Below are 22,233 nucleotides of genomic sequence, written 5' to 3'. Positions count from 1 at the left end.
TCGGCTGGCCGTCTCTGACCAGTTATGCGCGCCAGCAAAAGATTATGCGCACCCGACGAGCGGTTGCACGCCGCGAAAACCGCCGTCTAGCTTCCGGTCTCACCCACGGACCTATGCCTATCCGACTCGCCGGCGACCGAGATGCAGCACTATTCTTCGCAGCAGTTCCAGGAATACACCCGGAACGGCATCCGGGATGCCTATGCCCAGCTCGTCGGCATGGATGTCGATCCCGCGCCAGACAGCGCCTTTCACTTCACCTTCAAGACGCGGCGGCTGCCGAACCTCTCCGTCGCCCTCATCGCCGGCTCGGCGAGCCGCACGGTGCGCACGACCTCGCACATTCGCGATGGGCAGGACCATCTCGTCCTGTGCATTTCGCCGGACGCGCTCGTGGGCATCGGCGAGCGCTCGGAGCAGGAGCATCTCTGCATGCCGGGCGACGGGCATGTGTGGATGGCCGACCGCCCCGTCGTCTGCCATGTGCTGCAGCATTATTCGGCCGCGATCCTCACCATGCCGGTCGCCGGGCTGGCCGCCTTCGACCTCGACCTCGAGGCTCTGGCGGCGCGGCGCGTCATCCGGCGCGCCGAGGTTCCGGTCCTGTCGCTGCTCGCCGGCTATGTCCGGGGCCTGATGGACGACCCCACCCAGTGGTCCGAGGATCTTCCGGGCATTGCCGGCAGCCATCTGCGCGATCTCGCCCTGATGGCGCTCGGGGCGGCGGGCGACGTGCGCGTCGTCGCGCAGCGGCGCGGGGTGCGCGGCGCCCGGCTCGCCGCCGTCAAGAAGGACATCCGCGACCGGCTGGCGCGCCGCGAGGAGGTCTCGCTCGAGATCGTCGCCGCGGCCCACAGGGTGACCCCCCGCTACATCCGCAGCCTGTTCCAGAGCGCGGACGAGAGCTTCACCGACTATGTGCTCGGCCAGCGTCTGGCGCGAGCCTACCGGGAGCTGACGGATCCGCGCACCTCCGGCCGGTTGGTCAATGTCATCGCCTATGACGCGGGCTTCAACAACATCTCCTATTTCATCCGCGCCTTTCGCCGCCGCTTCGGCATGACGCCGTCGGAGGCGCGGGCGGGGCTTCTCGCGACCGGCTGACTTCCCTTCCGTGTCACACGTCCTGTCACCGGGTGTCGGGGCACAGACGCAGAACAACTATCACTGTCACGACGTTGCCCGGCAGCGGACGCCCCTGACGATGCCCCGCATCGCAGGGCGGCAGCCCGATCCGTTCCGAGCGACCTTCCCCGGTCCGGCGCCGCACGGCGGCCGGCACGGCATCCCCTTGCCAGTCCGACGGAGCGTTCGTTCATGCAGTCCAGCCCCACAGCCGCATTCCGCAAAGGCCGTCTCCCGCGCGGCGGCATACGGCGCCTCGCCATCCTGTGCCTTGCGACGACGGCGCTCTCGGCCGTGTCGCAGGCGCGCGCCGAAGGGACGTTCGGCGCGCTTCCGGATTTTTCGGTTGGAGCCTGGCAGAATGCATTCGCGATCAGCGGCAATGGCTCCTATGTGGCGGGAAGGGGCGACGATGTAGACGGGCGGGCCCGGGCGCTGCTCTACGATCGCATCACGGGGGCGGTCACGGACCTCGGCGATCTCGGCGGAGGCCACGCCCGTGCGAATGACGTATCCGACGGCGGCGTAGCGACCGGCGCCTCGGTCGACGCCGACGGGCGGGAACTGGCGTTCCGCTGGACGGCCTTCGGCGGCATGCAGAGCCTCGGCACCCTCAACGGCTTCGCTGATCCGGGCATGAGTGCAGGTCTCGGAATTTCCGACGACGGAAGGCGGATCGTCGGCTATTCGACGCGGCTCGACACCGGAGCGCTGCCGCACGCTTTCGTGTGGGTCGAGGGTGCGACCACCGGTGTCGTCGGTAACCCGCAAATGTTCCGGCTCGAAGGGCTCGATCCCGAGAGGGCGGCATCCGCCACCGCCATATCCGGCAATGGTATCTTTGCCGTCGGCTGGGGGGTGGACCCGGGCAGCGGTGCGTCCCGGCGCGCCTTGCGCTGGGACCTGAGCGAGGTCACGACGGTCGGTACGGCGACGCCCGAGGACCTTGGAACGCTGGGCGGCACCTTCGCCGAGGCCACCGCCGTGTCGCGCGACGGGCGCGTGGTGGTCGGGTATTCCTCCCTGAGCACGTCATGGCACAGCCATGCCTTCCGGTGGGTGGAAGGGGGAACCGGAGGCGTGTCCGGCAATCCGCAGATGCAGGACCTCGGCACGCTCGGCGGCCCCTCGAGCCAGGCGACGGCCGTTTCCGGTGACGGGGCGGTGGTGGTCGGATGGTCCGACGCACCGGGAACGAGCTTCTCCCAAGCCTTCCGCTGGACCGAGACCACCGGCATGGTGTCCGTCGCCGACTGGTTATCATCGAACGGGGTAGGCGTCGGCTCCATGGTCCTGACGGAGGCGAACGGCGTATCCGACGACGGCAGCGTCGTCGTCGGCCAGATGGAGGATCCAGACGATCCCGGCGCAGCGCACGCATACATCGCACGGGTGAGCGGCGTTGGCACCGGCCTGATGAATGTCCTCGAATACAACCGCACGCTCTACGGCGCCGCCCAGCTCTCCCGCATCGGCCAGAATCTCGCCTGGCTCCCCATGAACGGCAGCCACCACCGGCCGCTGATGGACTATCCGACCCTGCCCGGCGGCACCTGCTTCTGGGTCAACGGCGACCTCGCCCATTACGGCAACGGCCGCGACGCCACCGGCGGGCTCGCCGAGGCGGGGCTCTGCGCCGATCTCTTCCAGGGCCAGGTCCGCGTCGGGCTCGGCCTCGGCACGAGCCACGCCCGCCAGGACCTGATGACCGGCGGCAGCAGCAAGCTCGACGGCCAGTACGTGATCGGCGAGATCGACTGGCGGCCCCAGGGCATCCCCATCCTCCTGTCGCTCACCGGCCTCTATGGCGGCTGGGACGCCGACATCCGCCGCAGCTACACGAACGGCGGCTCGCTCACCACCTCGCAGGGCGACACCAGCGTGCGCGCGGGCGTCGTGCGGCTGCGGGCGGACTGGCAGAACGCCCTGACGCTGGGGGCCACCACGATCAATCCCTTCGTCTCTCTCGCCGTCGGGCGCACCGTCGTCGATGGCTATACCGAGACCTTCGGCTCCTTCCCGGCTCGCTTTGACGCCCAGACGCTCGTCACCGGCGAGGGACGCCTCGGCGTCATGGCACGCACGGCGCTCGGGGCGACGACGACGCTCGGCGGCTCGCTCGAGCTGGTGCACGGCACGGGCGACGCGACGCGGGCCAGGGGCCAGGTGCTCGGCCTCTACGGCTTCGACTACGGCGGCGGCACGACGCGCGAGACCTGGGTGCGCGTGGGCGCGGACCTCGACCAGAAGATCGGCGAACGGGCGCTGCTGTCGCTTGCGGTGCATGCCGCCACGCGCGGCTACGACGCGACCCTGTCGGGCGCCGTGCGCTTCCAGACCTCCTTCTGACCCCTACAAGCAACATTGCCCGGAGTGACCATGAAGCGACTGCTTCTCCTGTCCTGCTGCCTCCTGGTCGGAGCCTGCAACCAGACCTCGACGCCCGATGCCGGTGCTCCCGCAGGCGCCCGCGTCGCCGCTTCCGCGCCGTCGGAAACGCCCCGGCGCGGCAAGCGCAACGCCGCCGAGATCGAGCGGGCCTGCATGGAGGCGGCCAACAAGGCCGCCGAGGCCCAGACCGGCGCTGCGGTGATCGGCAGCGCCCTGTCGCTCGTCGGCGGTTTCGGCGGCTTCGGCGGGCGGGGCGGCATGATCGCAGCACAGGCCGCCTCGACCGGCGGCTCCCTCATCCAGAGCCATGCCGGCCGGCAGGCGCATGCGGCGATGGCGGATTGCTATGACTGAACTGCGCAGTGGGCTGCAGCTGCTGTGCGGCGTCGCGCTCGCCGCTGCCGTTCTCGTCGGCATGCGGTGGTGGACCGGACCGGCCTATGCGCTGTCGAGCCGCGATGCCGCTGCGGTGGTCGACCTCATCGAGCGGCTGAAGCCGCAGTTCGGCGATTTCGCCTATGACGAGGAGATTGCCGACGAGTGGTTCGACGAGGACGCCGCCGCCGGGGGGCTGATCGCCGGGGCCGGCTTCTCGCGCGAGCGCTGGAAGGTCGCCCTCGGAGAAACCATCCGGGGTTTCGTCGCCGCGATCCCCCGCGCGGAGGTTGAGGCGATGCTCTCCGGCGCCAGGGAAGGCATCAAGGCCATGAAGGAGCTCGACCCGCTGCAGAAGAAGGAGGCGCTCGACGCTGTCGACGAGCAGATCCGCGCGCTGTGGGCGATGCGCCTCGAGGGCGCTCCTTTCGCCGATACCGTCAGGCCTTACGTGCCGCGGCTGAGGGCACTTCTGACCAGCCGCGGTGGACCAGCCGAGAAATGAACCGGCCAGGTCGCCGCACGGCGGGATCGTCCGGCGTAGAAGTCCCGACTTTATCTCTGAGGTCCGAAGGGTGAAGGGATCACGCAACGCCGAGATCTTGCCCCGGTCGGCCCAACGGTCGGACGTCGACAAAGGTCCCTGCCGGCAGAACCGGAAGACTTGCTCTGCTCGGCAAATACGGCGGTTCGCAGGGTTTCGGCTTGACCTCGATCTTGATGCCGGCCGTCACATAGTCGTTGAAGGTGAATACCGCGGCCGCGGGCTTGAGAATGGCGAAGGCCGATGCCGTCTCCTCAGGGGGCAAAAACCCCTCGAACCGCTCTCAAGTTTCAGGGAGTTCCGCCAACACATGCGGGGCGCCAGGATCAATCTCAGCGCCGACATGATGCGCCCGGCGAATGGTGGGATGCCGCCCAGGGGCCCAGGAAACGATCGTCGATACGGCCCACAGCCTGTTCCGTTACGGCGTGGTAAGGCCGCATTAAGCTGCGAGGGAGCCGCGGCAGCCGGGCTCGCCTGTCCGTCGGAATGTTGGCAGGAGCGCGCATCTGAAACGTTGACACACATGTTGATATCAACATAGATGAAGGAAGGCAATCGAAGGCTGCTTTCCCTAGGATCTGACGCAGAAAGGAAGCGGACCACGCCCGTGGCACAGCCATTCCCATGTTCAGGACGGCCAGGCCGAAGGACGATGAACTTCTAAGTCTCGCCGTTCGACGACGGCGAGGTTCTCGATGTCACGCGCTGGCAGAAGGCCGAGCAGGCGGAGTGCGGTCCTGCAGTTCGATTCATTTCTGACGCGCGCCGAAGCACCAATCAAAAGGGAGACGAGCATGAAGATCGTGACCAGCCTGAGCTTCCAGGGCCAATGCCGCGAGGCATTCGAGTTCTACGCGAGGGTCCTGGGCGGAAAGATCGCCGCCGCCATGCCCTATGGCGATGCGCCTCCCGGCATGCCGATTACCGATGAGAAGTACAAAACCTGGCTGATGCACTGCTGGCTCGACGTGGGGGACCAGGCGTTGATGGGCGCCGACATGGACACCGGATGGGCCCCCAACATCGACAAACCCAAAAATGGCTTCGACGTTACGCTCCATACCGAGGACAAGGCCGAAGGCCAACGCTGGTTCGATCAGCTGTCCGAAGGCGGCAAAGGTGTCATGCCTTTCGGAGAGACCTTCTGGTCTCCCGGCTTCGGTTCCCTGATCGACAGGTTCGGGATCCCGTGGATGGTCAACGTCATTCCACCGGCCGACTGGAAGCCGTCGCAGGGCTGATCCCGTGTCCAAGCTGATAAATTCTGCCGCTTGCTCGTGAACGGCCGGCCGCCGCTTTGCACATAGGCTTAAGCAGCGGGTGCAGTTCGAACGGCTCCGTTTCCTTCACGAATGAGGCAAAGTCCTCACCGGGGAAAGCGGCGTCAAAGAACTGTTTTTGCTCCTCGTCGTCGAATGGCTCCAGATAGACGACGGCTGGTTTGGTCCCGAAGCACTCGCCCAGAAGGCGTTCGAGCACCTTCTATATAGCGTGCGGTATGGCGCGTCAGCGCCGCCATTCGGGTTCTCGTGAACCGAGCCCCAGAAGGGTCTCGGCCACTCGGCTTCGACCCCTCGCGTTGCTGCGGAGCGGCCTTCACAAGAAATGTTTGGGCAATCACCCATGCGTCTACCAGTCGATTCCTGGCAATCGGCTTTCCAACTCCGGGCGTAGCCCCGCCGCTGCACTTCCGTCGGCGATGTCTGCTCTTGGGTGCGGGCAACGGCTCCCGGAATGACCTACTTGCGGCGCAAAGCAGCCCCGCCTTTGTGCACGCCATTCCACGCCAGAGCACTCCCACCCATCGAAAAGGCTCTACATCATCCTGAGAGCGCTCTCTGATCGGTCCTGCGAGACCGAAATGGAGTACGCCAAACAATGGGAGAGAAAGACGGACGAGAACGGCAATCAAACAACGGCGAAAACCACTGCCAAACCTACGCTATTGCCGCCGTTTGTATCCGTCATTCCCACTCGATCGTCCAGAGGTTCAAGGGTTTGTATCAGTCGCGTGGCGGACACGACGGCGATCAGGCGATGGTGCAGCGATCAAGAGCGCAAATTGGAATCCGTCACGGCTGGTCCGCGAGAAAGGTCCAAGTCGCGGAGGCGACCGTGGCCACTTGGCCTGGCGTCGATGGTCGAAGTGCCGTCGCCGTCGTCGTGAGGAATCGTCCGGCAGGTCGCAATGCCGTCGATATCGGTCGACCGCATTGCCATATTCGTCGGAAACCTATCGACAGCCAAGTTCGGCGAGTATGTGCCGAGCTTGTTCCTGAGACGGCTGATCGACGCCGATGGCGACTAGCTCCACTGGCTCATCCTGCGGACGGTTCTTGCCTCGACCGAAACGCCTCGCGATGCGGAGCAGCGCGGCCCCTTCACGCTCGCCCTGACGTCGGAGTGCATCACCGCCTCGCGATCCGGAGGCGGGAGGCGGCGCAGAAGCCGGGGCAGGTCGGACCCACGAGGTAATGTGTCACCTCGACGGCCAGGTGGTCGCGCGGACGGCGCCCGAGGGCCCGATCGCCTCTAGCGCTGGTTTTCTGATCCACTGCAGCTTTTAGCGAACGACGCCGACGATGACGGCGAGCGTGAAGCCGAAGCACAGGGCGAATAGGCTGTAGGCGACCGCCATTCGTGCGGTCGCGTCCGAAAGCCACGCCCTTCGCGCCGACCGCACAGGCCGGGGGATGCTGCTCATGAAATCAGCCATATCGTCCTCCAACGCCATGCAGCCCGAAACCAACGGGCTGCATGGCGCGTTTGTTCCTTGAAGCGTCGACGAAACTTTCAGGCCTCGCCGGCGGGGCCTATGCCACCGCGCGCCGGAGCCTCCTGAGGCACATGGCGCGCAGGTGAACGGCAGCGTCTGCGAAGGTCGCACGACCGTCTTCCGCGACGGCCGCCGCGCCCCCGCCGACGACGTCGGCGACGGCTTCGCGCAAACGCAGAGGCAGAATATCGAAACATGTCCGCATGCGGCCGAATACCGAGCTGATCGGCACATCCCGGCCGTCGAAACGGACTCTGGGTTCGGCGGTCCGGCGATCCCAATGCTCGAAAGCCTCCAGGGCGTGCGCGAAAGCTTCGTGCAGCTCAATCGGAGCGTGGCCCTCATGGAGGGCCGGCAGGCGACGTGTCATCCCCTACTCTCCTCGTCAGATGGCATGAAAACGGACCGCGCGTGCGTTGCGCAGCAATTACCAGAGCCCGTGCGGCACCCAGCCCCAGAGCACATGCTCGTCGGTGAGGCGCGCGGCATCGTCGGCATCCTCACGAACCCGCACCGATTGCGGTGGCGGGGCGTCCGACTGCTCGACATTCGCGGCGGAAAAACGCGAGACGAGCAGTGCAAGCCAGGCGCGCAGGAGGTTCGGAAATGTCTCGTTCATCGTCAGATCCCCCGTCATGCCGACATGGGCGGCGATTTGCAGTAGGCACTTCCCGACATCAGTATGCGTAGCGCAATTCAAATGTCAACTAATTATATATATTTACTTCTATCGAAGGGTCAGCCCCAGACGGTCATGAGGATTTCCCTTTCCGCCCTGCGGTACAGCCGTGAGTGGTCCGACAAGATCACGCCCGAGCGCGCCGCCATGCGCTGACAGAGGCGATCGAGTTGACCGTCCCAGTCGACACGACCGTCGTTGTTCGTGTGCTGCCGCCATGCGCGAAAAATCTCGGTCGCAAGAAAGACGTTGATCTCCAGATCCGAAAGGCGTCCGAACGTCCGCGGCAGGACGACGAGCCGGCAATCTCCTCGCGCGAGAACTTGGCCGTGCCGCCATAGAAGAAAGTTGCGTGGATAAGCTGTGCGGACGAGCCACCCCTCCGCCGTGAGGCGCTCGACCAGATCGACGATTTCCGGCTCGCTGGCATATGCACCCCGCCACGGGCTGGTCGAACACCAAAGCAGGAGACGGGTTCGCCAGGGAAATGCGCCCGGACGGCCCGCCTTGGTCGGGTCGGCTCGACATTGGGCATCCACTTTGCGACCCCAATACACGACTAATCCCGTAGAGATAATAGATACGTAGCCCGCCGATCAACCCCACCGGATCGTTGCCAGGGCTTCTCTCTTCCCCCTGTCCGAGGTCTGGCGCTCGAACCGGCAGGGGAAAAGACCGTGGAACCGCGGCTCGAATCTAAAGTCTATAAAATCGATAGAGATTAGGTTGACACTCGCCGGCACCCGTGTTGCTATGAGTTGCGCCCGCTCGAACGGAGCGGGCGCCGCGGTGATTTGAGATTGCAGCTTGCGCCGCGTCATCAAACGCTAAAGCGCCACGGAGCGAACCTCCGCCTCGTGGTCTACGATCGAGAGGTTGCAGATGCCACGTTTTCTCGCGAGGGCCTGCTGTCGTAGCTGAGGCTCGGGCGTAAGGCGCCTTCACATCATCCTGAATTCCTTTCGGAACGTCGGCCCCGCGCCGATGAAGGGAGCTTCTATGCCGATTTTCGCAGCATCGATCCGCGCCGGGTCGAGCGCGCCCGTTCGCTCGTCCGCGATCGGACGCCCGAACCGGGTCCTCTCAACTTCGATCGCGAAGCCGATCGCCAGCCGGACGGCACGGCCAGTCCAGTCCGTCCACACGGGAGGCCAGCGATGAGCCGGTTGAGCATCGTCGCCGTGAGCGGCAACACGCATCGCCCGTCCCGCACGCGGTTCCTCGTTGAAGCCATCGCCGCCGAAGTGGGCGGCTGGCGCAGCATCGATCTCGATGTGTTCGATCTCCTCGACATTGGCGAGGAGATCAGCGCCTTCAGTCGCGACGCGCTCGCGCCGCGTGCCGCAGCAGTCATCCATGCGATCGAGGCGGCTGACGGCCTCATCGTCGGCAGCCCGGTCTACAAGGGCTCCTACACCGGGCTCTTCAAGCACCTCTTCGATCTCGTCGAGCCGCACGCCCTGGCGGGCAAGCCGGTGATCGCCTCGGCAACGGGCGGTGGCCATCGCCACGCGCTCGTCGTCGAACATCAGCTCCGGCCGCTGTTCGGCTTCTTCGGCGCCCAGACCGTGCCGACCGCCGTCTATGCCGGCAGAGAGGATTTCGCCGACGGTGCGCTGTCACCCCCGTTGCAGCAGCGCGTTGCGGACGCCGCCTTCGAGTTCGACCGGCTGCTGTCGCTCGGCAACACCGACCGCCGGCCGGTCGCCCGCGTCGCCTGAGCGCCGGGAACATCACGGCCAGATCACGGCCAGGAGAGATCGTCCATGACCCTCAAGATCGGGCTCGCAGCCCTCATGCTCGCCGCCGCCGTCGGATCATCGCCGGCCGGGGCAGCGAACGACGCCGTGCCGCGCGATGTGCCGCCCGGCACGAAACTGGTTGTCGCCGACCAGAACGAGGCCCTGCAGACGCTCATGAAGGCTTCCGGCGAGCAGGACAGGTTTGTTGCCGACGTCACCTACGCCAATTTTCTCGGTGGACCTGCCATCCTGGAGGCCTTCCGTGCGGGCGCCCTCGATCTCGCTTCCGTAGGCAACACGCCCCCCATCCAGGCGCAGGCGGCGGGCGAGGCCATTCCGATCGTCGCGGCGGTGACGAGCGCGGTCGTCGACTATTCGCTCGCCGTCCGGCCCGGCCTGACGGTGAAGACGCTCGAGGATCTCAAGGGCAAGCGCATCTCCTACGCCGAGGGCACCGGTCGGCAGCCGTTCGTGCTGCATGCGCTCAAGGCCGCAGGGTTGACGCGCAAGGACGTCGTCCTCGTGCCTCTGCGCGTTTCCGATTTCCCGGATGCGATCCGCACCGGGCAGGTCGATGTGGCCGTCCTGAACGAGCCCCACTTCTCGCGCTACCTCGCCGACACCGAGGGGGCAAGCGCACTTCCCGATAGCGAGCACGACCGGCTGCCGCGGCGCCTGTCCTATCTCTACGCCAGCACCAAGGCGCTCTCCGAGCCCGGCAAGGCCGCCGCTATTCGCGATTTCGTGACGCGTTGGATCACGGCGAAGCGTTGGGCCGCCGCCAACACCGACGCCTGGGTCAAGGCCTATTTCGTGGATCGCCAGCGCCTGTCGGCTGCCGACGGACGCGCCATCGCCGTCTCCGAGGGCGAGCCGACCTTCCCGCTGCTGTCCGAGCTCGTGCCGCGCCAGCAGGAGCTGGTCGACATCATCCACGAGGCGGGTGACCTGCCGGAGCGCCTCGATGCGTCCAGGCAGTTCGACCTGCGCTTTGACGCCGTCATTGCCGCGGCGACCAGAGACTGAAAAGTGCCGCGACGGATGACGAGGGAGCGAGCCATGACCATTCTGTCCCCGCACGAGTTCTACTCGGACCCCGCCTGGCACGGCTTTTCGGGCAAGGCTGTGCCTAAGCCCGGTGCGGCAGAGCGCACTGCGCGGCCCCTTACGCCGCGGCGGCTCGGCCCAGGCGGTCACCTGTTCGGCCCGGTCCTCGTTCTGGCGATCTGGGAACTCGCCTCGCTGACCGGGCTGTTGTCCCCTCGCCTGCTCGCCGCACCTTCGACGGCAGTCGTGACCGGCTATGACCTGATGATCGACGGCGTGCTGCAGCAGCACTTCCTCGCCTCGGCCGAACGGGCTTACCTCGGCCTTGCCATCGGCGTCGCCCTCGGTCTCATTCTCGCGCTCATTGCCGGCCTGACGCGACTCGGCGAGGCAACCATCGACGGTCTCGTGCAGATCAAGCGCGCCATCCCGACGCTGGCGCTCATCCCGCTCGCCATCCTGTGGCTCGGCATCGGCGAGACGATGAAGATCGCCCTCATCGTCACGAGCGTGCTGGTTCCGGTCTATATCAACACCCATGCCGCGCTGCGCGGCATCGATCTTCGCTACGTCGAGCTCGCCCGCACGGTCGGGTTGTCGCGGGCGCAGTTCATCCGCCGCGTCGCCCTGCCGGGCGCCCTGCCGGGCTTCTTCACCGGCCTGAGGCTCGCCGTAACCATGTGCTGGACGGCCCTCGTCGTTCTCGAGCAGATCAATACGACGGAAGGCATCGGCTACCTGATGAACCGCGCGCGCGACTACGGCCAGACGGACGTCATCGTGGTGGGGCTCGTCGTCTATGCCGTTCTCGGCCTTGTCTCCGACAGCGCCGTCCGCTGGTGGGAACGCCGGGCGCTCGCCTACCGTAAGGTGATCGGATCATGACCCTGCTGCGCCTCGAAACCACCGAGTCGATCGCCCGTCCCGTCGCGGTCGCACTCGATGGCCTCGCCCGGGGCTTCGGCCGCCGCCCGATCCTCGACGGCATCACGCTCTCCATCCGGGCGGGCGAGTTCGTCGCCCTTATCGGCCGCAGCGGTTCGGGCAAGAGCACTCTGCTCAGGGCACTCGCCCGGCTCGATGATGATGCGGAACGGAGCGGCAGCCTCGACGTACCGGCGAAATCGTCGGTGCTTTTCCAGGATGCGCGGCTGCTGCCCTGGGCGCGCGTCCTCGACAACGTGATGCTCGGCCTGCAGGCTTCCGACGCCCGGACGCGAGCCCTCAAGTTGCTCGCAGATGTCGGCCTCGCCGGCCGGGAGGCCGCCTGGCCGGAGACCCTGTCCGGTGGCGAGAAGCAGCGCGTCGCCCTTGCGCGCTCGCTAGCACAAGCCCCGGAACTGCTGCTCGCTGACGAACCCTTCGGTGCGCTCGACGCGCTGACCCGCCTGCGCATGCACGCGCTGCTGTTCCAGTTGATCGGCAAGTACAAGCCGACGGTGCTCCTCGTCACGCATGACGTCGACGAGGCGCTCACGCTTGCTGATCGCGTGCTCGTCATGGAGGACGGCCGCATCGTGCTCGACCGGACCGTCGACCTTCCTCACCCGCGGCGCGCCTCTGACGGCCGCCATGAAAACCTTCGCCGAAGCCTTCTCGCGGCGCTCGGCGTCTACGCCTGACAGCCGCAACCCGACCCGGGAGAACCGTCATGACCAGACAGCTCCACCTCAATCTCTTCGTCCATGGTCGCGGCCACCATGAGGCCGCCTGGCGCCATCCTGCCGCCACGCCGCAGTCCCTGACGGACATCAGCTATTATCAGGATCTGGCGCGCCGCGCCGAGGCCGCCCTGTTCGACGCAATCTTCTTCGCCGATGCGCTTGCCATCGGTCACGAAGTCGAGCACAACGCGCGCGGCGGGCTCGAGCCGCTGACGACGCTCGCGGCCCTCGCCGGCGTCACTGAACGGCTCGGCCTTATCGCCACCGCCTCGACGACCTATACCGAGCCCTATAATCTCGCGCGCCAGTTCGCCTCGCTCGATCACATCAGCAACGGTCGGATCGGCTGGAACATCGTCACCTCCTGGGTCACGGGCGCAGGGCCGAACTTCGGCTATGACCACCAGATCGAGCATGCCGAGCGTTACGAGCGAGCGACCGAGTTCGTAGAGGTCGTCTCCAAACTCTGGGACAGCTGGGCCGACGATGCCGTTCGCGACGATCGCCGCGCGGGCCGCTACGCTGAGCCGGCGCGCATCCGGCGCATTGACCACGTCGGGCGCTGGCACAAGGTGCGCGGCCCCTTGAACATCGCTCGGCCCCCCCAGGGCCGGCCCGTCTTCGTCCAGGCGGGTTCATCGACGACCGGGCGGCGCTTTGCTGCCACCCATGCCGAAGCGATCTTTACGGCCCATCTCGAGAAGGCGGCCGCCGCCGCCTTCTACGCCGACATCAAGGATCAGGCGGCTGCCCTCGGGCGGTTGCCGGACGAGATTGTCATCCTGCCCGGCATCAGCCCCGTGCTCGGCTCTACCGAGGCGGAAGCCGAGCGCCTCAACCGCGAGCTCAACGAGCTGACAGTTCCGGCCGTCGGGCTCGAGCACCTGTCCAATCGCTTCGGCGGGCACGATTTCTCCCATCTCGACCTCGACGCTGTGCTGTCGGTCGACGACTTCCCCGATCCCGAGACCGTCCAGGCCGCCCGCAGCCGCACGGAGGTGATCATCGCCCTCGTCAGGCGCGAGCGCCCGACATTGCGCGCCCTGCTCCACAGCCTAGCGGGGGCGCGGGGGCACCTGACCGCCGTCGGCACGCCCGAGCAGATTGCCGCCATCATTGCGGACTGGTTCGAGAGCGGCGCCGCCGACGGCTTCAACGTGATGCCGCCGATCCTTCCTTATCTGTTCGATGTCTTCGCGCAGGAGGTCGTCCCGATCCTGCAGAAACGCGGATTGTTCCGGACACGCTATGACGGCCGCACCCTGCGCGATCACTACGGGCTCGAGCGTCCGGCGAACCGCTTCTTCGATCCGGCGCGACAGGTGCTCGAATTCGCGTAGCTGCGGCACGGTGGCCGCTCGACGGAGCGGGGCAAAGGCCCTATTATTTCTATAACTTACCTAGAAATAATACCCTCCCGCTGGACGCTGCCGCCGTATCATGCTGACAAAAAAAGGGAAGTATGGCCTCAAGGCCCTTGTCCACCTTGCAGGTCTCGGACGTGAGGAACTAGCACAGGTTTCGGACATTGCCGAAGCGGAGAGCATTCCGAAGAAGTTTCTCGACGCGATTCTCGCCGAACTGCGCAATGCCGGCTTCGTTCAGAGCCGCAAGGGCAAGCAGGGCGGCTATCGCCTGGCCCGCCCCGCTCACGACATCTCTGTGGGGCAGGTTATTCGGGTCCTCGATGGACCTTTGGCGCCGATCCCTTGCGCCAGTCGTACACGCTACGAGCCTTGCGACGACTGCGCCTCGGAGGAGCACTGCTCCGTGCGCCTGATGATGCTGGATGTGCGTAACGCCATCGCAGCCGTGCTGGACGAGCGCAGTCTCGCGGACATGCGCGCGCTCGGCACCGTCAGAGAGTTGGAGTTCATCTACCACATCTGACGGCGCCTCGCGGGCCCGCCCGCCTCCTCGTTCCGGCGACAGAGAACGCGGACGAACCTGGAGAGGCCCATGCTGTCGACCCCGCGCGTGATCATCATCGGAGGCGGTGCAAGCGGCACCCTGCTTGCCTGCCATCTGCTGCGCGAGCCGCTCCCCGATCTCCGGATCACCCTGATCGAGCAGCGCGATGAGCCCGGTCCCGGCGTCGCCTTCTCGGCCCCGAGCAGCAACCACCTGCTCAACGTGGCGGCCGCCAATATGGGCGCCTTCGCCGACGAGCCGCAGCACTTCTGGCATTGGCTCGTCAGAACCGGCAGGCTCGCGGGTACCGAAGACGCCGAACCGTTCTTCTTCGCCCCGCGCAGCGCCTATGGGTCTTATTTGCGCAGCCTCATCGAACCGCACCTGCCCGGTACCGGTCGGCCCGGGCGGCTGTCGATCGTACAGGGCACCTGCATCGATATCGCCGAGCGGCCCTTGGGGGTCGAGGTGCGTCTGGACGACGGCACCAGCGTCCCCGGCCACGTCGCGGTCCTCGCTACCGGCCACGAGGAACCGCGCCAGGACGGCTGCCACGTCAGCCCATGGGTCTCGCCGTCCGTTTCCGGCATCGATCCCGAGGCTACGGTGCTCATCCTCGGCACGGGGCTCACGATGGTGGACTATGTGCTGTCGCTCCTCGATGCGGGGCACCGCGGCCCCATCGTCGCGATGTCGCGCCGGGGCCTCCTGCCGCAGGTGCATCGCCGCGTGGCGCCGATGACCATCGATGCCGCCGACATTCCCTTCGGCACCGATATCAGCTACTTCATGCATTGGCTGCGCGAGACGATCGCCTGGGCCGAGGGACGCGGCGAGGATTGGCGCAGCGTCATTGATGGACTGCGCCCGCATACGCAACGCATCTGGCAGAGTTTCTCGGAAGGCTCGAAGCGGCGCTTCATGGCCCACGCCCGTGCATGGTGGGACGTTCATCGCCACCGCACGCCCCCGGAGGTCGACACGCGGCTCAGGGCGGCGCTGGCGACCGGCCGCGTCCAGCTTTTCGCCGGGAAGATGGTCGCGAGCGAGGAGCGCGGCAGCGGGGCACGGGTGCGCTTCCGTCGTCGGGGCGAGCGACGCGAGGAGACGCTCGATGTCGACGCGATCGTGTCGTGTACCGGCATTGTGACGAATCCCCGGGAGACGAAGAACCCGCTTCTGCGCTCCCTCTTCGCCAGTGGCCACGCACGGATCGACCCGCTCGCCATCGGGCTCGACGTCGCGACGGACGGAGCACTGATCGCCGATGATGGCAGGGCATCCACGCGGCTGTTCGCCATCGGCCCCGTCACGCGCGCCGCCTTCTGGGAAATCGTCGCCGTCCCCGACATCAGGACGCAATGCTCCCGGCTCGCTCGGCGCATTCTCCATGACACGGCCACCCATAACGCCGCGACGCGACCTTTATAGGTGCACTGTCTCGCCTGAGGGGACAGGCCGGAAGCCCGGCGAAGGCAAGCAGTTGCGGGTATGTGCCGGTGTCTCTCAGCCTGAGCGGCATCCACAATCGAGCTTATTTATATTAATTCAGTAGACATTATGGATTTAATAGATTGTGATGGCTTGGCACCGATGCCTTGCGTCGCGTCGGCCCCAGCGACGCAACGGCGTCGCTAGGGCCGATTCGGGGCAGTCACGACATCCGTCTGCCGGAGCGGAGAGCTGCCGTCCGGCCAAGGCCGCAACAACGTCATATTCTAGGTGATCCGATGAGCGGTACTTCATCCTTCGCAACGAGACGTTCTCTGCTTGTCGCAGGTCTTTATGCTCTGTCCCTCGCCTCCCTGGCGATGGCTGCGCCTGCCTTGGCGCAACCGGTGACAGGCGGCACGCTCATCTATCTGGAGCAGCAGGCCCACACCAATCTCTATCCGCCGGCCGGCGGGTTCTATCCAAACAGCGGCATCCTCAATCAGATCACCGACAAGCTGACCTATCAGAACCCGCAGACACTCGAGATCGAACCGTGGATCGCCACGTCCTGGACGGTCAATGACACGCTGACCGAATACACGTTCAAGATCCGCCCCGGCGTCACCTTTTCCGACGGTACGCCGCTCGATGCACGGGCCGTCGCCAGGAACTTCGATACGTATGGCCGCGGCGACAAGAGCAGAAAATTCCCTGTCTCCGAGGTGATCAACAACTACGATCACAGCGAGATCATCGACGATCTCACGGTGAAGTTCGTCTTCAAGCGGCCTTCGCCCGGATTCCTTCAGGGCACCGCCGTCATCGGCTCCGGGCTCGTCTCGCCCGCGACGCTCGATCGCAGCTTCGACGAGCTCGGCGACGCCACCAAAATTATCGGCTCAGGCCCCTTCGTCGTCGAGCGCGAGACGCTCGGAAAGGAACTGAAGCTGAAGGCGCGCACCGACTACAACTGGGGACCGGCCAGGCTGGCCCATCAAGGACGCGCCTATCTCGACGGGATCACCTTCATCGTCACACCGGAAGACAGCGTGCGCATCGGCGCTCTGCTCTCAGGGCAGGCTGACGTCATCCGCCAGATTCAGGCCTATGATGAGCCGCAGGTGGAGGCGCAGAGCTTCCTGATCTATGCGCCGTCGACGCGCGGCGTGAACAATGCCCTCGTATTCCGGCCGGACAACCCGCTTGTGGCGGATGCGCGCGTGCGCAAGGCCCTCCTGCACGCAACGAACACGCAAGAGATCGTCGACACCCTGTTCTCCAGACACTATCCAAAGGCGACGTCCGTCATCGCCTCCTCAGCCGTCGGATACGAGGACCAGTCCGCCAGGCTCGCCTACGACCCGCAGAGGTCGAAGAAATTGCTGGCCGAGGCAGGATGGCAACCGGGCCACGACGGCATCCTCGCCAGGGATGGAGTGAAGCTCGAGCTCTCCATCTACGAATCCCTGCCGCAGCCGCAGAGCAAGGCCATGCTGCAGCTCGTCGCGCAGCAATGGGCCCAGATCGGCGTGAGGCTCAACGTCCTCAACGCCGATTCCGGCAGCATCGCTGTCGACTTGCTCGATCCGCTGAAGACGCCGGTCGCCCACACCATGGTGGGCCGGGCCGATCCGGACGTAATCAAGAGCAATTTTCACCCGGCGAACCGGGACGTGCTGCGGCAGAAGGGCGGCCTGAGCGACAAGATCAAGAGCTTCGTGGACGAAGCGCTCAACGGCAGGCTCGAGGCGATCGCCGCCGAGACCGACCCGGAAAAGCGCCTCGCCCTCACCCGCGAGGTGCAGGCCTATATCATCGAACAGGCCTACCAGATCCCGATCTTCGAGGAGCCGCAGGCCTTCGCCGCGGCGCCCCATGTGAAGGGCCTCGCCTTCGACGCGGTGGCGCGGCCGAGCTTCTACAGCACCTGGCTCGACAAGTGACAATGCCGCCATCGGACCCGGAGCGATCGCTTCCGGTCCGATGGGCCTCGGAATCTTCCGGAACAGACGATCATGTCGCGATATCTCATCAGCCGGATCGGGCAGGCTCTCGTGGTGCTCTGGGCAGCCTTCACGCTGTCCTTCGTCCTGCTGCAGGCGCTGCCCGGCGATGCCGTCCTCATCAAGTTCCTGAATCCGGACTTCGGACTGAACCAGGAGCAGATCGCCGACATCCGTGCGTCCTATGGAGCAGACCGGTCCGTCACCGCCCAATATCTGCACGCGCTCGGCAATGTGCTGAGTGGCGATTTCGGCTATTCCATACAGGCGGGCGTGCCGGTGCGGCAGCTCCTTGCCGAAAACCTCCCCGCCACGCTTCGGCTGGCCTGCCTTGCGTTCCTGGCCGCGGTCGTGCTCGCCTTCGCCGTTACCCTTCTCTCGACCTTCGCCACCTTCGCCTGGCTACGCTCGGCGATACAGGCCCTGCCTTCGCTCTTCATCTCGCTGCCGGTGTTCTGGCTCGGCATCATGCTGATCCAGATATTCTCGTTCCGGCTGCGTCTGGTATCCGTCATCAATCCGGGACCCTGGGAAGCGCTGATCCTGCCGGTCGCGACCATCGCCGTGCCGATCTCGGCGCCGCTCGCACAGATCCTCATGCGCAACCTCGATGCGGTGGCGCACCAGCCCTTCGTGACCGTTGCCCGGGCCAAAGGCGCTTCGCGTGCCTTCGCCTTCTGGCGACACGTGCTGCGCAACGCGCTCCTGCCGACGCTCGCCATCGCCGGCGTCCTGTTTGGCGAGCTCCTCGCAGGCGCGGTGGTGACCGAGACCGTCTTCGGGCTCAACGGCATAGGCGCCCTCACCCACAAGGCGGTGGGCAATCAGGATGCCGCCGTCCTGCAGGCGGTCGTTCTCTTCTGCGCCGTCGCCTTCGTCGTCATCACGCTCTTCGTCGACCTTGCTTCCCCGCTGCTCGACCCACGTCTGAGATCGAAGACAGGTGCTCCGGCATGACAACGCCCCCCGCAGTCACCAATGCCTTTTCCGGGCGCGGGCCCGGCCATCTCGACCGCCTGCGCGGCGCCTCGCCCGGCCTCGTCCTGGCGTGGCTCGTCATCGCCCTCGTCGTGCTGTGGGCCGCCGCACCCGCGCTCTTCACGGAATACAGCGCGACGGTCGGCGTCCCTGCGGAGAAGCTGCGCCCGCCGAGCCCAGACCATCTCCTCGGCACGGATGCCCTCGGGCGCGACCTGTTTGCGCGCATCGTACATGGCTCCGTCCACTCACTCTCGGGCGCTCTCGTGGCGGTCGCGATCGGGCTCGTCGCCGGCACGATGCTCGGCCTCGTCGCCGGTTCCATCGGCGGGCTTGTCGACGACACCCTGATGCGGATCGTGGATGTGCTCCTCGCTGTGCCGGCACTGCTCCTGTCGCTCAGCATCATCATTCTCACCGGCTTCGGCACCATCAATGCAGCGGTTGCGGTGGGCGCGGCCTCAGTGGCCGGTTTCGCGCGGCTCGTGCGTGCCGACGTGATCCGCGTGCGGCGCAGCGAATATGTGGAAGCGGCTTTCGGCAGCGGTGGCACCTACGCCGCCGTGCTGTGGCGCCATGTGCTGCCGAACTCGCTGACCTCGGCCTTCGCTTTCGCAGCGCTGCAGTTCGGCAGCGCCATCCTGTCCATTTCCACGCTCGGCTTCCTCGGCTATGGCGCGCCGCCGCCGACACCAGAATGGGGCCTGCTGATCGCCGAGGGGCGCAACTATATCTCCTCCGCCTGGTGGCTCACCGCCGCGCCCGGCCTCGTCGTTGTCGCCGTCGTACTGTCGGCCAACCGCATCAGCCGCGCGGTCGGCAGGAGCACGCCATGAGCGGGACGCCTCTGCTTTCCATCCGCGACCTGTCCGTGTCCTATCGGGAGAAGGACGACTGGAGCCGCGTCGTGCACGGGGTCTCACTCGACGTCCATCGCGGCGAGGTGGTGGCGCTCGTCGGGGAATCCGGCTCGGGCAAGACGACGACGGCGCAATCCGTGATCGGCCTTCTGCCCGGGAACGGCCGCATCGACCAAGGCGAGATCCGGCTCGACGGCACCGACATCTCGCGCTGGCCGTCGCGGCGCCTCGATGCCATCCGCGGCGCCCGCATCAGCCTCATTCCCCAAGATCCCGGCAGCGCCCTCAACCCCATCCGCACCATCGGCGCCCAGGTTGGCGAGATCCTCAAGATCCACGGCTGGCGGGACAAGAAGGCGATCGCATCGCGCGTCGTCGAGCTTCTGGCGCGCGTCGGCCTGACCGAGCCGGAGCTCAGGGCACGGCAATATCCGCACGAGCTGTCCGGCGGGATGAAACAGCGCGTCCTCATCGCCATCGCGGTCGCGCTGCAGCCCGAGCTCATCGTCGCCGACGAGCCGACAAGCGGCCTCGACGTGACGGTGCAAAGGCGCATCCTCGACCTGATCGACGAATTGCGCCTGGAGTTCGGCACCTCGGTTCTGCTCGTCACCCACGACCTCGGCGTCGCCGCCGATCGCGCGGGCCGCCTCGTCGTCATGCAGGGCGGGCGTATCCAGGAGGAGGGCCCGACCGCCGCGCTCATCGCGGCCCCCCGCAGCGCCTACGCCCGCCGCCTCCTCGCTGATGCCCCTTCGCTCGACATGACGGTGCGCCGCCAGCCCCGACCGGAACCGATCCGGGAGCGGGACGAGGCAGACGACTTCGCCGTCATCGTCGAAGATCTCACCCATGATTTCCCGCTCGCCGATGGCGGGACCTTCCGTGCCGTCGATGGCATCAGCTTCAGGCTCCGCCGCGGCACGACGCACGCGCTCGTCGGCGAATCCGGCTCGGGCAAGACCACGACAATCCGCAGCATCGTCGGTTTCGAGAAGCCGACCGCCGGCCGCATCCTTGTCGACGGCACGGACATAGCGGCGCTGCACCGAGCGGACCTGCGGCGGTTCCGGCGCAAGATTCAGCTCGTCTACCAGAACCCCTTCGCGTCGCTCGATCCGCGCCAAAACGTGTTCGAGATCATCGAGGAGCCGCTACTCAACTTCGACAAGCGCAAGAAGGACGAGCGCCGCCGCAGCGTCGAAAGCCTCCTCGACCGCGTCGGGCTTTCCCGAACGCTCCTCGGGCGTGCACCGCATGCCCTGTCCGGCGGTCAGCGCCAGCGCGTTGCGATTGCCCGCGCGCTCGTGCTCGAGCCGCAGGTGCTCGTCCTCGACGAGGCCGTGTCGGCTCTCGACGTCACCGTGCAGGCCCAGGTCCTCAAGCTTCTCGACGAGCTGCAGCGGGACCTGGGACTGACCTATCTCTTCGTCTCACATGACCTCGCCGTCGTCCGGCAGATCGCCGACAGCGTGTCCGTGCTCCATCGCGGACGACAGGTGGAGAGCGGGCCGGTCGAACGGATCTTTCACGCCCCGACGAGTTCCTACACGCGCGATCTCCTCGCCGCCATCCCGGGCCGGACGGGCGTCGAGCGAGCGCGCACCCTTTCACCGGGATCGGACAGATGACGCACGTTCCCCACCGCAAGCGGCTCGGCTTCTTTACCCGCCTTCTCGACGAGACCGGACCGGCGGAGCGCTACCGGCTGGCTGCCGCGCAGATCAGCCGCGCCGAGGAACTCGGGTTCGATACCGCCTGGGTCGCGCAGCATCATTTCCATGCCGACGAGGGCGGTCTGCCGTCGCCAGCCGTCTTTCTCGCCCATGTGGCGGCGCGGACTTCCACCATCCGCCTCGGCACCGGGGTCATCACCCTTCCGATGGAAAACCCTCTGCGCGTGGCGGAAGACACGGCCGTCGCCGACATCCTGTCCGGCGGACGCCTCGAGGTGGGCTTCGGCACAGGAGGTACGCGCGAATCCTTCGAGGCGTTCGGCGTCCCGGCGGACAAGCGGGGGGAGATCTACGGCCGCCACCTCGACGTCGTCCGTAAGGCCTGGGCCGGCGAGGACCTCGGGGCCGGCAACCGGCTCCATCCGGACGCCCCCCAACTCCTCGACCATGTCTGGCTCGCGACCTTTTCCGCCTTCGGCGCGAACCTTGCCGGCGCGACCGGCGATGGCCTGATGCTGTCGCGCACGCAGCCACGCCCTGCCGAAGCGCCGGATCTTACCCTCGACGCGATCCAGAATCCGATCATTGATGCCTATCTGGCGGCCCTGCCGGTAGCGCGCGAGCCGCGCATCCTCGCCTCGCGGAGCCTTTTCGTCGCCGAGGACCGCGGCGAGGCGCTCAGGCTGGCGGAGATCGGCCTCGAACGCGCCGCCGCACGCCTGCGGGCGGCCGGCCAGCCTGCTCCTGAAGGCTCGCTTGCCGAGATCATTGCCCGTCGGGATCTGCACGTGGGAACGCCTGACGATGTTATCGCCACGCTGAGCGCCGACAGCGCTCTCGCCCGCGCCACGGATCTCGTCTTCCAGGTGCACCCGGCCGACCCGCCCGCACCTTACGTGCTGCGCTCCATCGCGCTCCTTGCGCAAGAGGTCGCCCCGGCCCTCGGTTGGAAACGTCGCGCACCGGCTCCGCCTGTTGTGAGCCGCCCGACCATCGTAGCCACACGCCCGTAATTGCCCATTCAC

The 22,233-nt window shown here is 66.5% G+C and carries 22 protein-coding genes and 1 pseudogene; 17 read left to right on the top strand and 6 right to left on the bottom strand.

What is annotated here, in order from left to right; translation table 11 throughout:
* The first annotated feature begins 141 nt into the window (after positions 1-141).
* The 4 genes from AL346_RS15855 (at position 142) to AL346_RS15840 (ending at position 4,396) form a co-directional block, all read left to right on the top strand.
* Positions 142-1,104: an AraC family transcriptional regulator gene (locus tag AL346_RS15855; protein ID WP_019404527.1), complete on the top strand. Its 963-nt coding sequence runs from the start codon at positions 142-144 to the stop codon at positions 1,102-1,104.
* Between the two features lie 213 nt (positions 1,105-1,317).
* The gene (locus AL346_RS15850) at positions 1,318-3,474 is read left to right on the top strand and encodes an autotransporter domain-containing protein (protein ID WP_019404528.1); all 2,157 of its coding nucleotides are present in this window, start codon (positions 1,318-1,320) and stop codon (positions 3,472-3,474) included.
* 30 nt (positions 3,475-3,504) lie between these two features.
* On the top strand, positions 3,505-3,870 hold the full coding sequence (locus AL346_RS15845; protein ID WP_019404529.1) for a hypothetical protein: 366 nt from the start codon (positions 3,505-3,507) through the stop codon (positions 3,868-3,870).
* The gene (locus tag AL346_RS15840; RefSeq protein WP_019404530.1) at positions 3,863-4,396 is read left to right on the top strand and encodes a hypothetical protein; all 534 of its coding nucleotides are present in this window, start codon (positions 3,863-3,865) and stop codon (positions 4,394-4,396) included. The genes AL346_RS15845 and AL346_RS15840 overlap by 8 nt, the downstream gene beginning before the upstream one ends.
* A gap of 176 nt (positions 4,397-4,572) precedes the next feature.
* Here AL346_RS15840 and AL346_RS25655 read toward each other — a convergent pair.
* A pseudogene (locus AL346_RS25655) lies at positions 4,573-4,787 on the bottom strand (P-type conjugative transfer ATPase TrbB); the annotation flags it as partial.
* A gap of 445 nt (positions 4,788-5,232) precedes the next feature.
* Here AL346_RS25655 and AL346_RS15835 point away from each other — a divergent pair.
* Positions 5,233-5,679, top strand: coding sequence for a VOC family protein (locus AL346_RS15835; RefSeq protein WP_019404531.1), 447 nt, complete (start codon positions 5,233-5,235; stop codon positions 5,677-5,679).
* Here AL346_RS15835 and AL346_RS25125 read toward each other — a convergent pair.
* From AL346_RS25125 to AL346_RS15820, 5 genes are all read right to left on the bottom strand, one after another.
* Positions 5,642-5,917: a hypothetical protein gene (locus AL346_RS25125; RefSeq protein WP_156332776.1), complete on the bottom strand. Its 276-nt coding sequence runs from the start codon at positions 5,915-5,917 to the stop codon at positions 5,642-5,644. The genes AL346_RS15835 and AL346_RS25125 overlap by 38 nt on opposite strands.
* A 1,334-nt stretch (positions 5,918-7,251) precedes the next feature.
* Complete coding sequence (locus tag AL346_RS15830; RefSeq protein ID WP_019404535.1) at positions 7,252-7,584, bottom strand: hypothetical protein; 333 nt, start codon at positions 7,582-7,584, stop codon at positions 7,252-7,254.
* A 57-nt stretch (positions 7,585-7,641) separates the two neighbouring features.
* Positions 7,642-7,833, bottom strand: coding sequence for a hypothetical protein (locus AL346_RS15825; RefSeq protein WP_156332775.1), 192 nt, complete (start codon positions 7,831-7,833; stop codon positions 7,642-7,644).
* A gap of 119 nt (positions 7,834-7,952) precedes the next feature.
* Complete coding sequence (locus AL346_RS25120) at positions 7,953-8,450, bottom strand: hypothetical protein (RefSeq protein ID WP_156332774.1); 498 nt, start codon at positions 8,448-8,450, stop codon at positions 7,953-7,955.
* Positions 8,451-8,834: 384 nt separating this feature from the next.
* Positions 8,835-9,038 carry a hypothetical protein gene (locus AL346_RS15820; protein WP_019404538.1) on the bottom strand — a complete coding sequence of 68 codons (204 nt, stop codon included), beginning with the start codon at positions 9,036-9,038 and terminating at the stop codon, positions 8,835-8,837.
* Between the two features lie 12 nt (positions 9,039-9,050).
* Here AL346_RS15820 and msuE point away from each other — a divergent pair, with 12 nt between their 5' ends.
* The 12 genes from msuE (at position 9,051) to AL346_RS15760 (ending at position 22,221) form a co-directional block, all read left to right on the top strand.
* Positions 9,051-9,614, top strand: a complete 564-nt coding sequence (gene msuE, locus AL346_RS15815; protein WP_040405549.1) for an FMN reductase — start codon at positions 9,051-9,053, stop codon at positions 9,612-9,614.
* 45 nt (positions 9,615-9,659) lie between these two features.
* Positions 9,660-10,661 (top strand): ABC transporter substrate-binding protein, encoded by a 1,002-nt coding sequence (locus AL346_RS15810; RefSeq protein ID WP_053193842.1) that lies wholly within the window; start codon positions 9,660-9,662, stop codon positions 10,659-10,661.
* Between the two features lie 33 nt (positions 10,662-10,694).
* Entirely contained in the window at positions 10,695-11,567 is an 873-nt protein-coding gene (locus AL346_RS15805) for an ABC transporter permease (protein ID WP_019404541.1), read from the top strand.
* Entirely contained in the window at positions 11,564-12,304 is a 741-nt protein-coding gene (locus AL346_RS15800) for an ABC transporter ATP-binding protein (RefSeq protein ID WP_019404542.1), read from the top strand. The genes AL346_RS15805 and AL346_RS15800 overlap by 4 nt, the downstream gene beginning before the upstream one ends.
* A gap of 29 nt (positions 12,305-12,333) precedes the next feature.
* Positions 12,334-13,686, top strand: a complete 1,353-nt coding sequence (locus AL346_RS15795; RefSeq protein WP_019404543.1) for an LLM class flavin-dependent oxidoreductase — start codon at positions 12,334-12,336, stop codon at positions 13,684-13,686.
* A 100-nt stretch (positions 13,687-13,786) separates the two neighbouring features.
* The gene (locus AL346_RS15790) at positions 13,787-14,236 is read left to right on the top strand and encodes an Rrf2 family transcriptional regulator (RefSeq protein WP_019404544.1); all 450 of its coding nucleotides are present in this window, start codon (positions 13,787-13,789) and stop codon (positions 14,234-14,236) included.
* A gap of 69 nt (positions 14,237-14,305) precedes the next feature.
* Positions 14,306-15,688: an FAD/NAD(P)-binding protein gene (locus AL346_RS15785; RefSeq protein WP_019404545.1), complete on the top strand. Its 1,383-nt coding sequence runs from the start codon at positions 14,306-14,308 to the stop codon at positions 15,686-15,688.
* Between the two features lie 380 nt (positions 15,689-16,068).
* Positions 16,069-17,634 carry a TIGR04028 family ABC transporter substrate-binding protein gene (locus AL346_RS15780; RefSeq protein WP_245303237.1) on the top strand — a complete coding sequence of 522 codons (1,566 nt, stop codon included), beginning with the start codon at positions 16,069-16,071 and terminating at the stop codon, positions 17,632-17,634.
* Positions 17,635-17,706: 72 nt separating this feature from the next.
* Positions 17,707-18,651 (top strand): ABC transporter permease, encoded by a 945-nt coding sequence (locus tag AL346_RS15775; RefSeq protein WP_019404547.1) that lies wholly within the window; start codon positions 17,707-17,709, stop codon positions 18,649-18,651.
* Entirely contained in the window at positions 18,648-19,508 is an 861-nt protein-coding gene (locus AL346_RS15770; RefSeq protein WP_156332773.1) for an ABC transporter permease, read from the top strand. Before AL346_RS15775 ends, AL346_RS15770 begins: the two co-directional genes overlap by 4 nt.
* The gene (locus AL346_RS15765) at positions 19,505-21,163 is read left to right on the top strand and encodes an ABC transporter ATP-binding protein (protein ID WP_019404549.1); all 1,659 of its coding nucleotides are present in this window, start codon (positions 19,505-19,507) and stop codon (positions 21,161-21,163) included. Before AL346_RS15770 ends, AL346_RS15765 begins: the two co-directional genes overlap by 4 nt.
* Entirely contained in the window at positions 21,160-22,221 is a 1,062-nt protein-coding gene (locus tag AL346_RS15760; RefSeq protein WP_019404550.1) for a putative FMN-dependent luciferase-like monooxygenase, read from the top strand. Before AL346_RS15765 ends, AL346_RS15760 begins: the two co-directional genes overlap by 4 nt.
* Positions 22,222-22,233 lie beyond the last annotated feature (12 nt).

The organism is Chelatococcus sp. CO-6, from assembly GCF_001271345.1.
In the GTDB taxonomy this organism is placed as follows: domain Bacteria; phylum Pseudomonadota; class Alphaproteobacteria; order Rhizobiales; family Beijerinckiaceae; genus Chelatococcus_A; species Chelatococcus_A caeni.
Note: the sequence above shows the minus strand (reverse complement) of the source record. Positions and strands in the feature narration are given on the sequence as shown.

What these genes read in the sequence shown, in the direction of transcription:
- AL346_RS15830 (WP_019404535.1), bottom strand. Translation starts at nt 7,584, where the DNA reads ATGACACGTCGCCTGCCGGCCCTCCATGAGGGCCACGCTCCGATTGAG.
- AL346_RS15825 (WP_156332775.1), bottom strand. Translation starts at nt 7,833, where the DNA reads ATGAACGAGACATTTCCGAACCTCCTGCGCGCCTGGCTTGCACTGCTC.
- AL346_RS15800 (WP_019404542.1), top strand. Translation starts at nt 11,564, where the DNA reads ATGACCCTGCTGCGCCTCGAAACCACCGAGTCGATCGCCCGTCCCGTC.
- AL346_RS15770 (WP_156332773.1), top strand. Translation starts at nt 18,648, where the DNA reads ATGACAACGCCCCCCGCAGTCACCAATGCCTTTTCCGGGCGCGGGCCC.
- AL346_RS15805 (WP_019404541.1), top strand. Translation starts at nt 10,695, where the DNA reads ATGACCATTCTGTCCCCGCACGAGTTCTACTCGGACCCCGCCTGGCAC.
- AL346_RS15810 (WP_053193842.1), top strand. Translation starts at nt 9,660, where the DNA reads ATGACCCTCAAGATCGGGCTCGCAGCCCTCATGCTCGCCGCCGCCGTC.
- AL346_RS15850 (WP_019404528.1), top strand. Translation starts at nt 1,318, where the DNA reads ATGCAGTCCAGCCCCACAGCCGCATTCCGCAAAGGCCGTCTCCCGCGC.
- AL346_RS15760 (WP_019404550.1), top strand. Translation starts at nt 21,160, where the DNA reads ATGACGCACGTTCCCCACCGCAAGCGGCTCGGCTTCTTTACCCGCCTT.
- AL346_RS15785 (WP_019404545.1), top strand. Translation starts at nt 14,306, where the DNA reads ATGCTGTCGACCCCGCGCGTGATCATCATCGGAGGCGGTGCAAGCGGC.
- AL346_RS15795 (WP_019404543.1), top strand. Translation starts at nt 12,334, where the DNA reads ATGACCAGACAGCTCCACCTCAATCTCTTCGTCCATGGTCGCGGCCAC.
- AL346_RS15775 (WP_019404547.1), top strand. Translation starts at nt 17,707, where the DNA reads ATGTCGCGATATCTCATCAGCCGGATCGGGCAGGCTCTCGTGGTGCTC.
- AL346_RS15845 (WP_019404529.1), top strand. Translation starts at nt 3,505, where the DNA reads ATGAAGCGACTGCTTCTCCTGTCCTGCTGCCTCCTGGTCGGAGCCTGC.
- AL346_RS15780 (WP_245303237.1), top strand. Translation starts at nt 16,069, where the DNA reads ATGGCTGCGCCTGCCTTGGCGCAACCGGTGACAGGCGGCACGCTCATC.
- AL346_RS15840 (WP_019404530.1), top strand. Translation starts at nt 3,863, where the DNA reads ATGACTGAACTGCGCAGTGGGCTGCAGCTGCTGTGCGGCGTCGCGCTC.
- AL346_RS15765 (WP_019404549.1), top strand. Translation starts at nt 19,505, where the DNA reads ATGAGCGGGACGCCTCTGCTTTCCATCCGCGACCTGTCCGTGTCCTAT.
- AL346_RS15790 (WP_019404544.1), top strand. Translation starts at nt 13,787, where the DNA reads ATGCTGACAAAAAAAGGGAAGTATGGCCTCAAGGCCCTTGTCCACCTT.
- AL346_RS15855 (WP_019404527.1), top strand. Translation starts at nt 142, where the DNA reads ATGCAGCACTATTCTTCGCAGCAGTTCCAGGAATACACCCGGAACGGC.
- msuE (WP_040405549.1), top strand. Translation starts at nt 9,051, where the DNA reads ATGAGCCGGTTGAGCATCGTCGCCGTGAGCGGCAACACGCATCGCCCG.
- AL346_RS15835 (WP_019404531.1), top strand. Translation starts at nt 5,233, where the DNA reads ATGAAGATCGTGACCAGCCTGAGCTTCCAGGGCCAATGCCGCGAGGCA.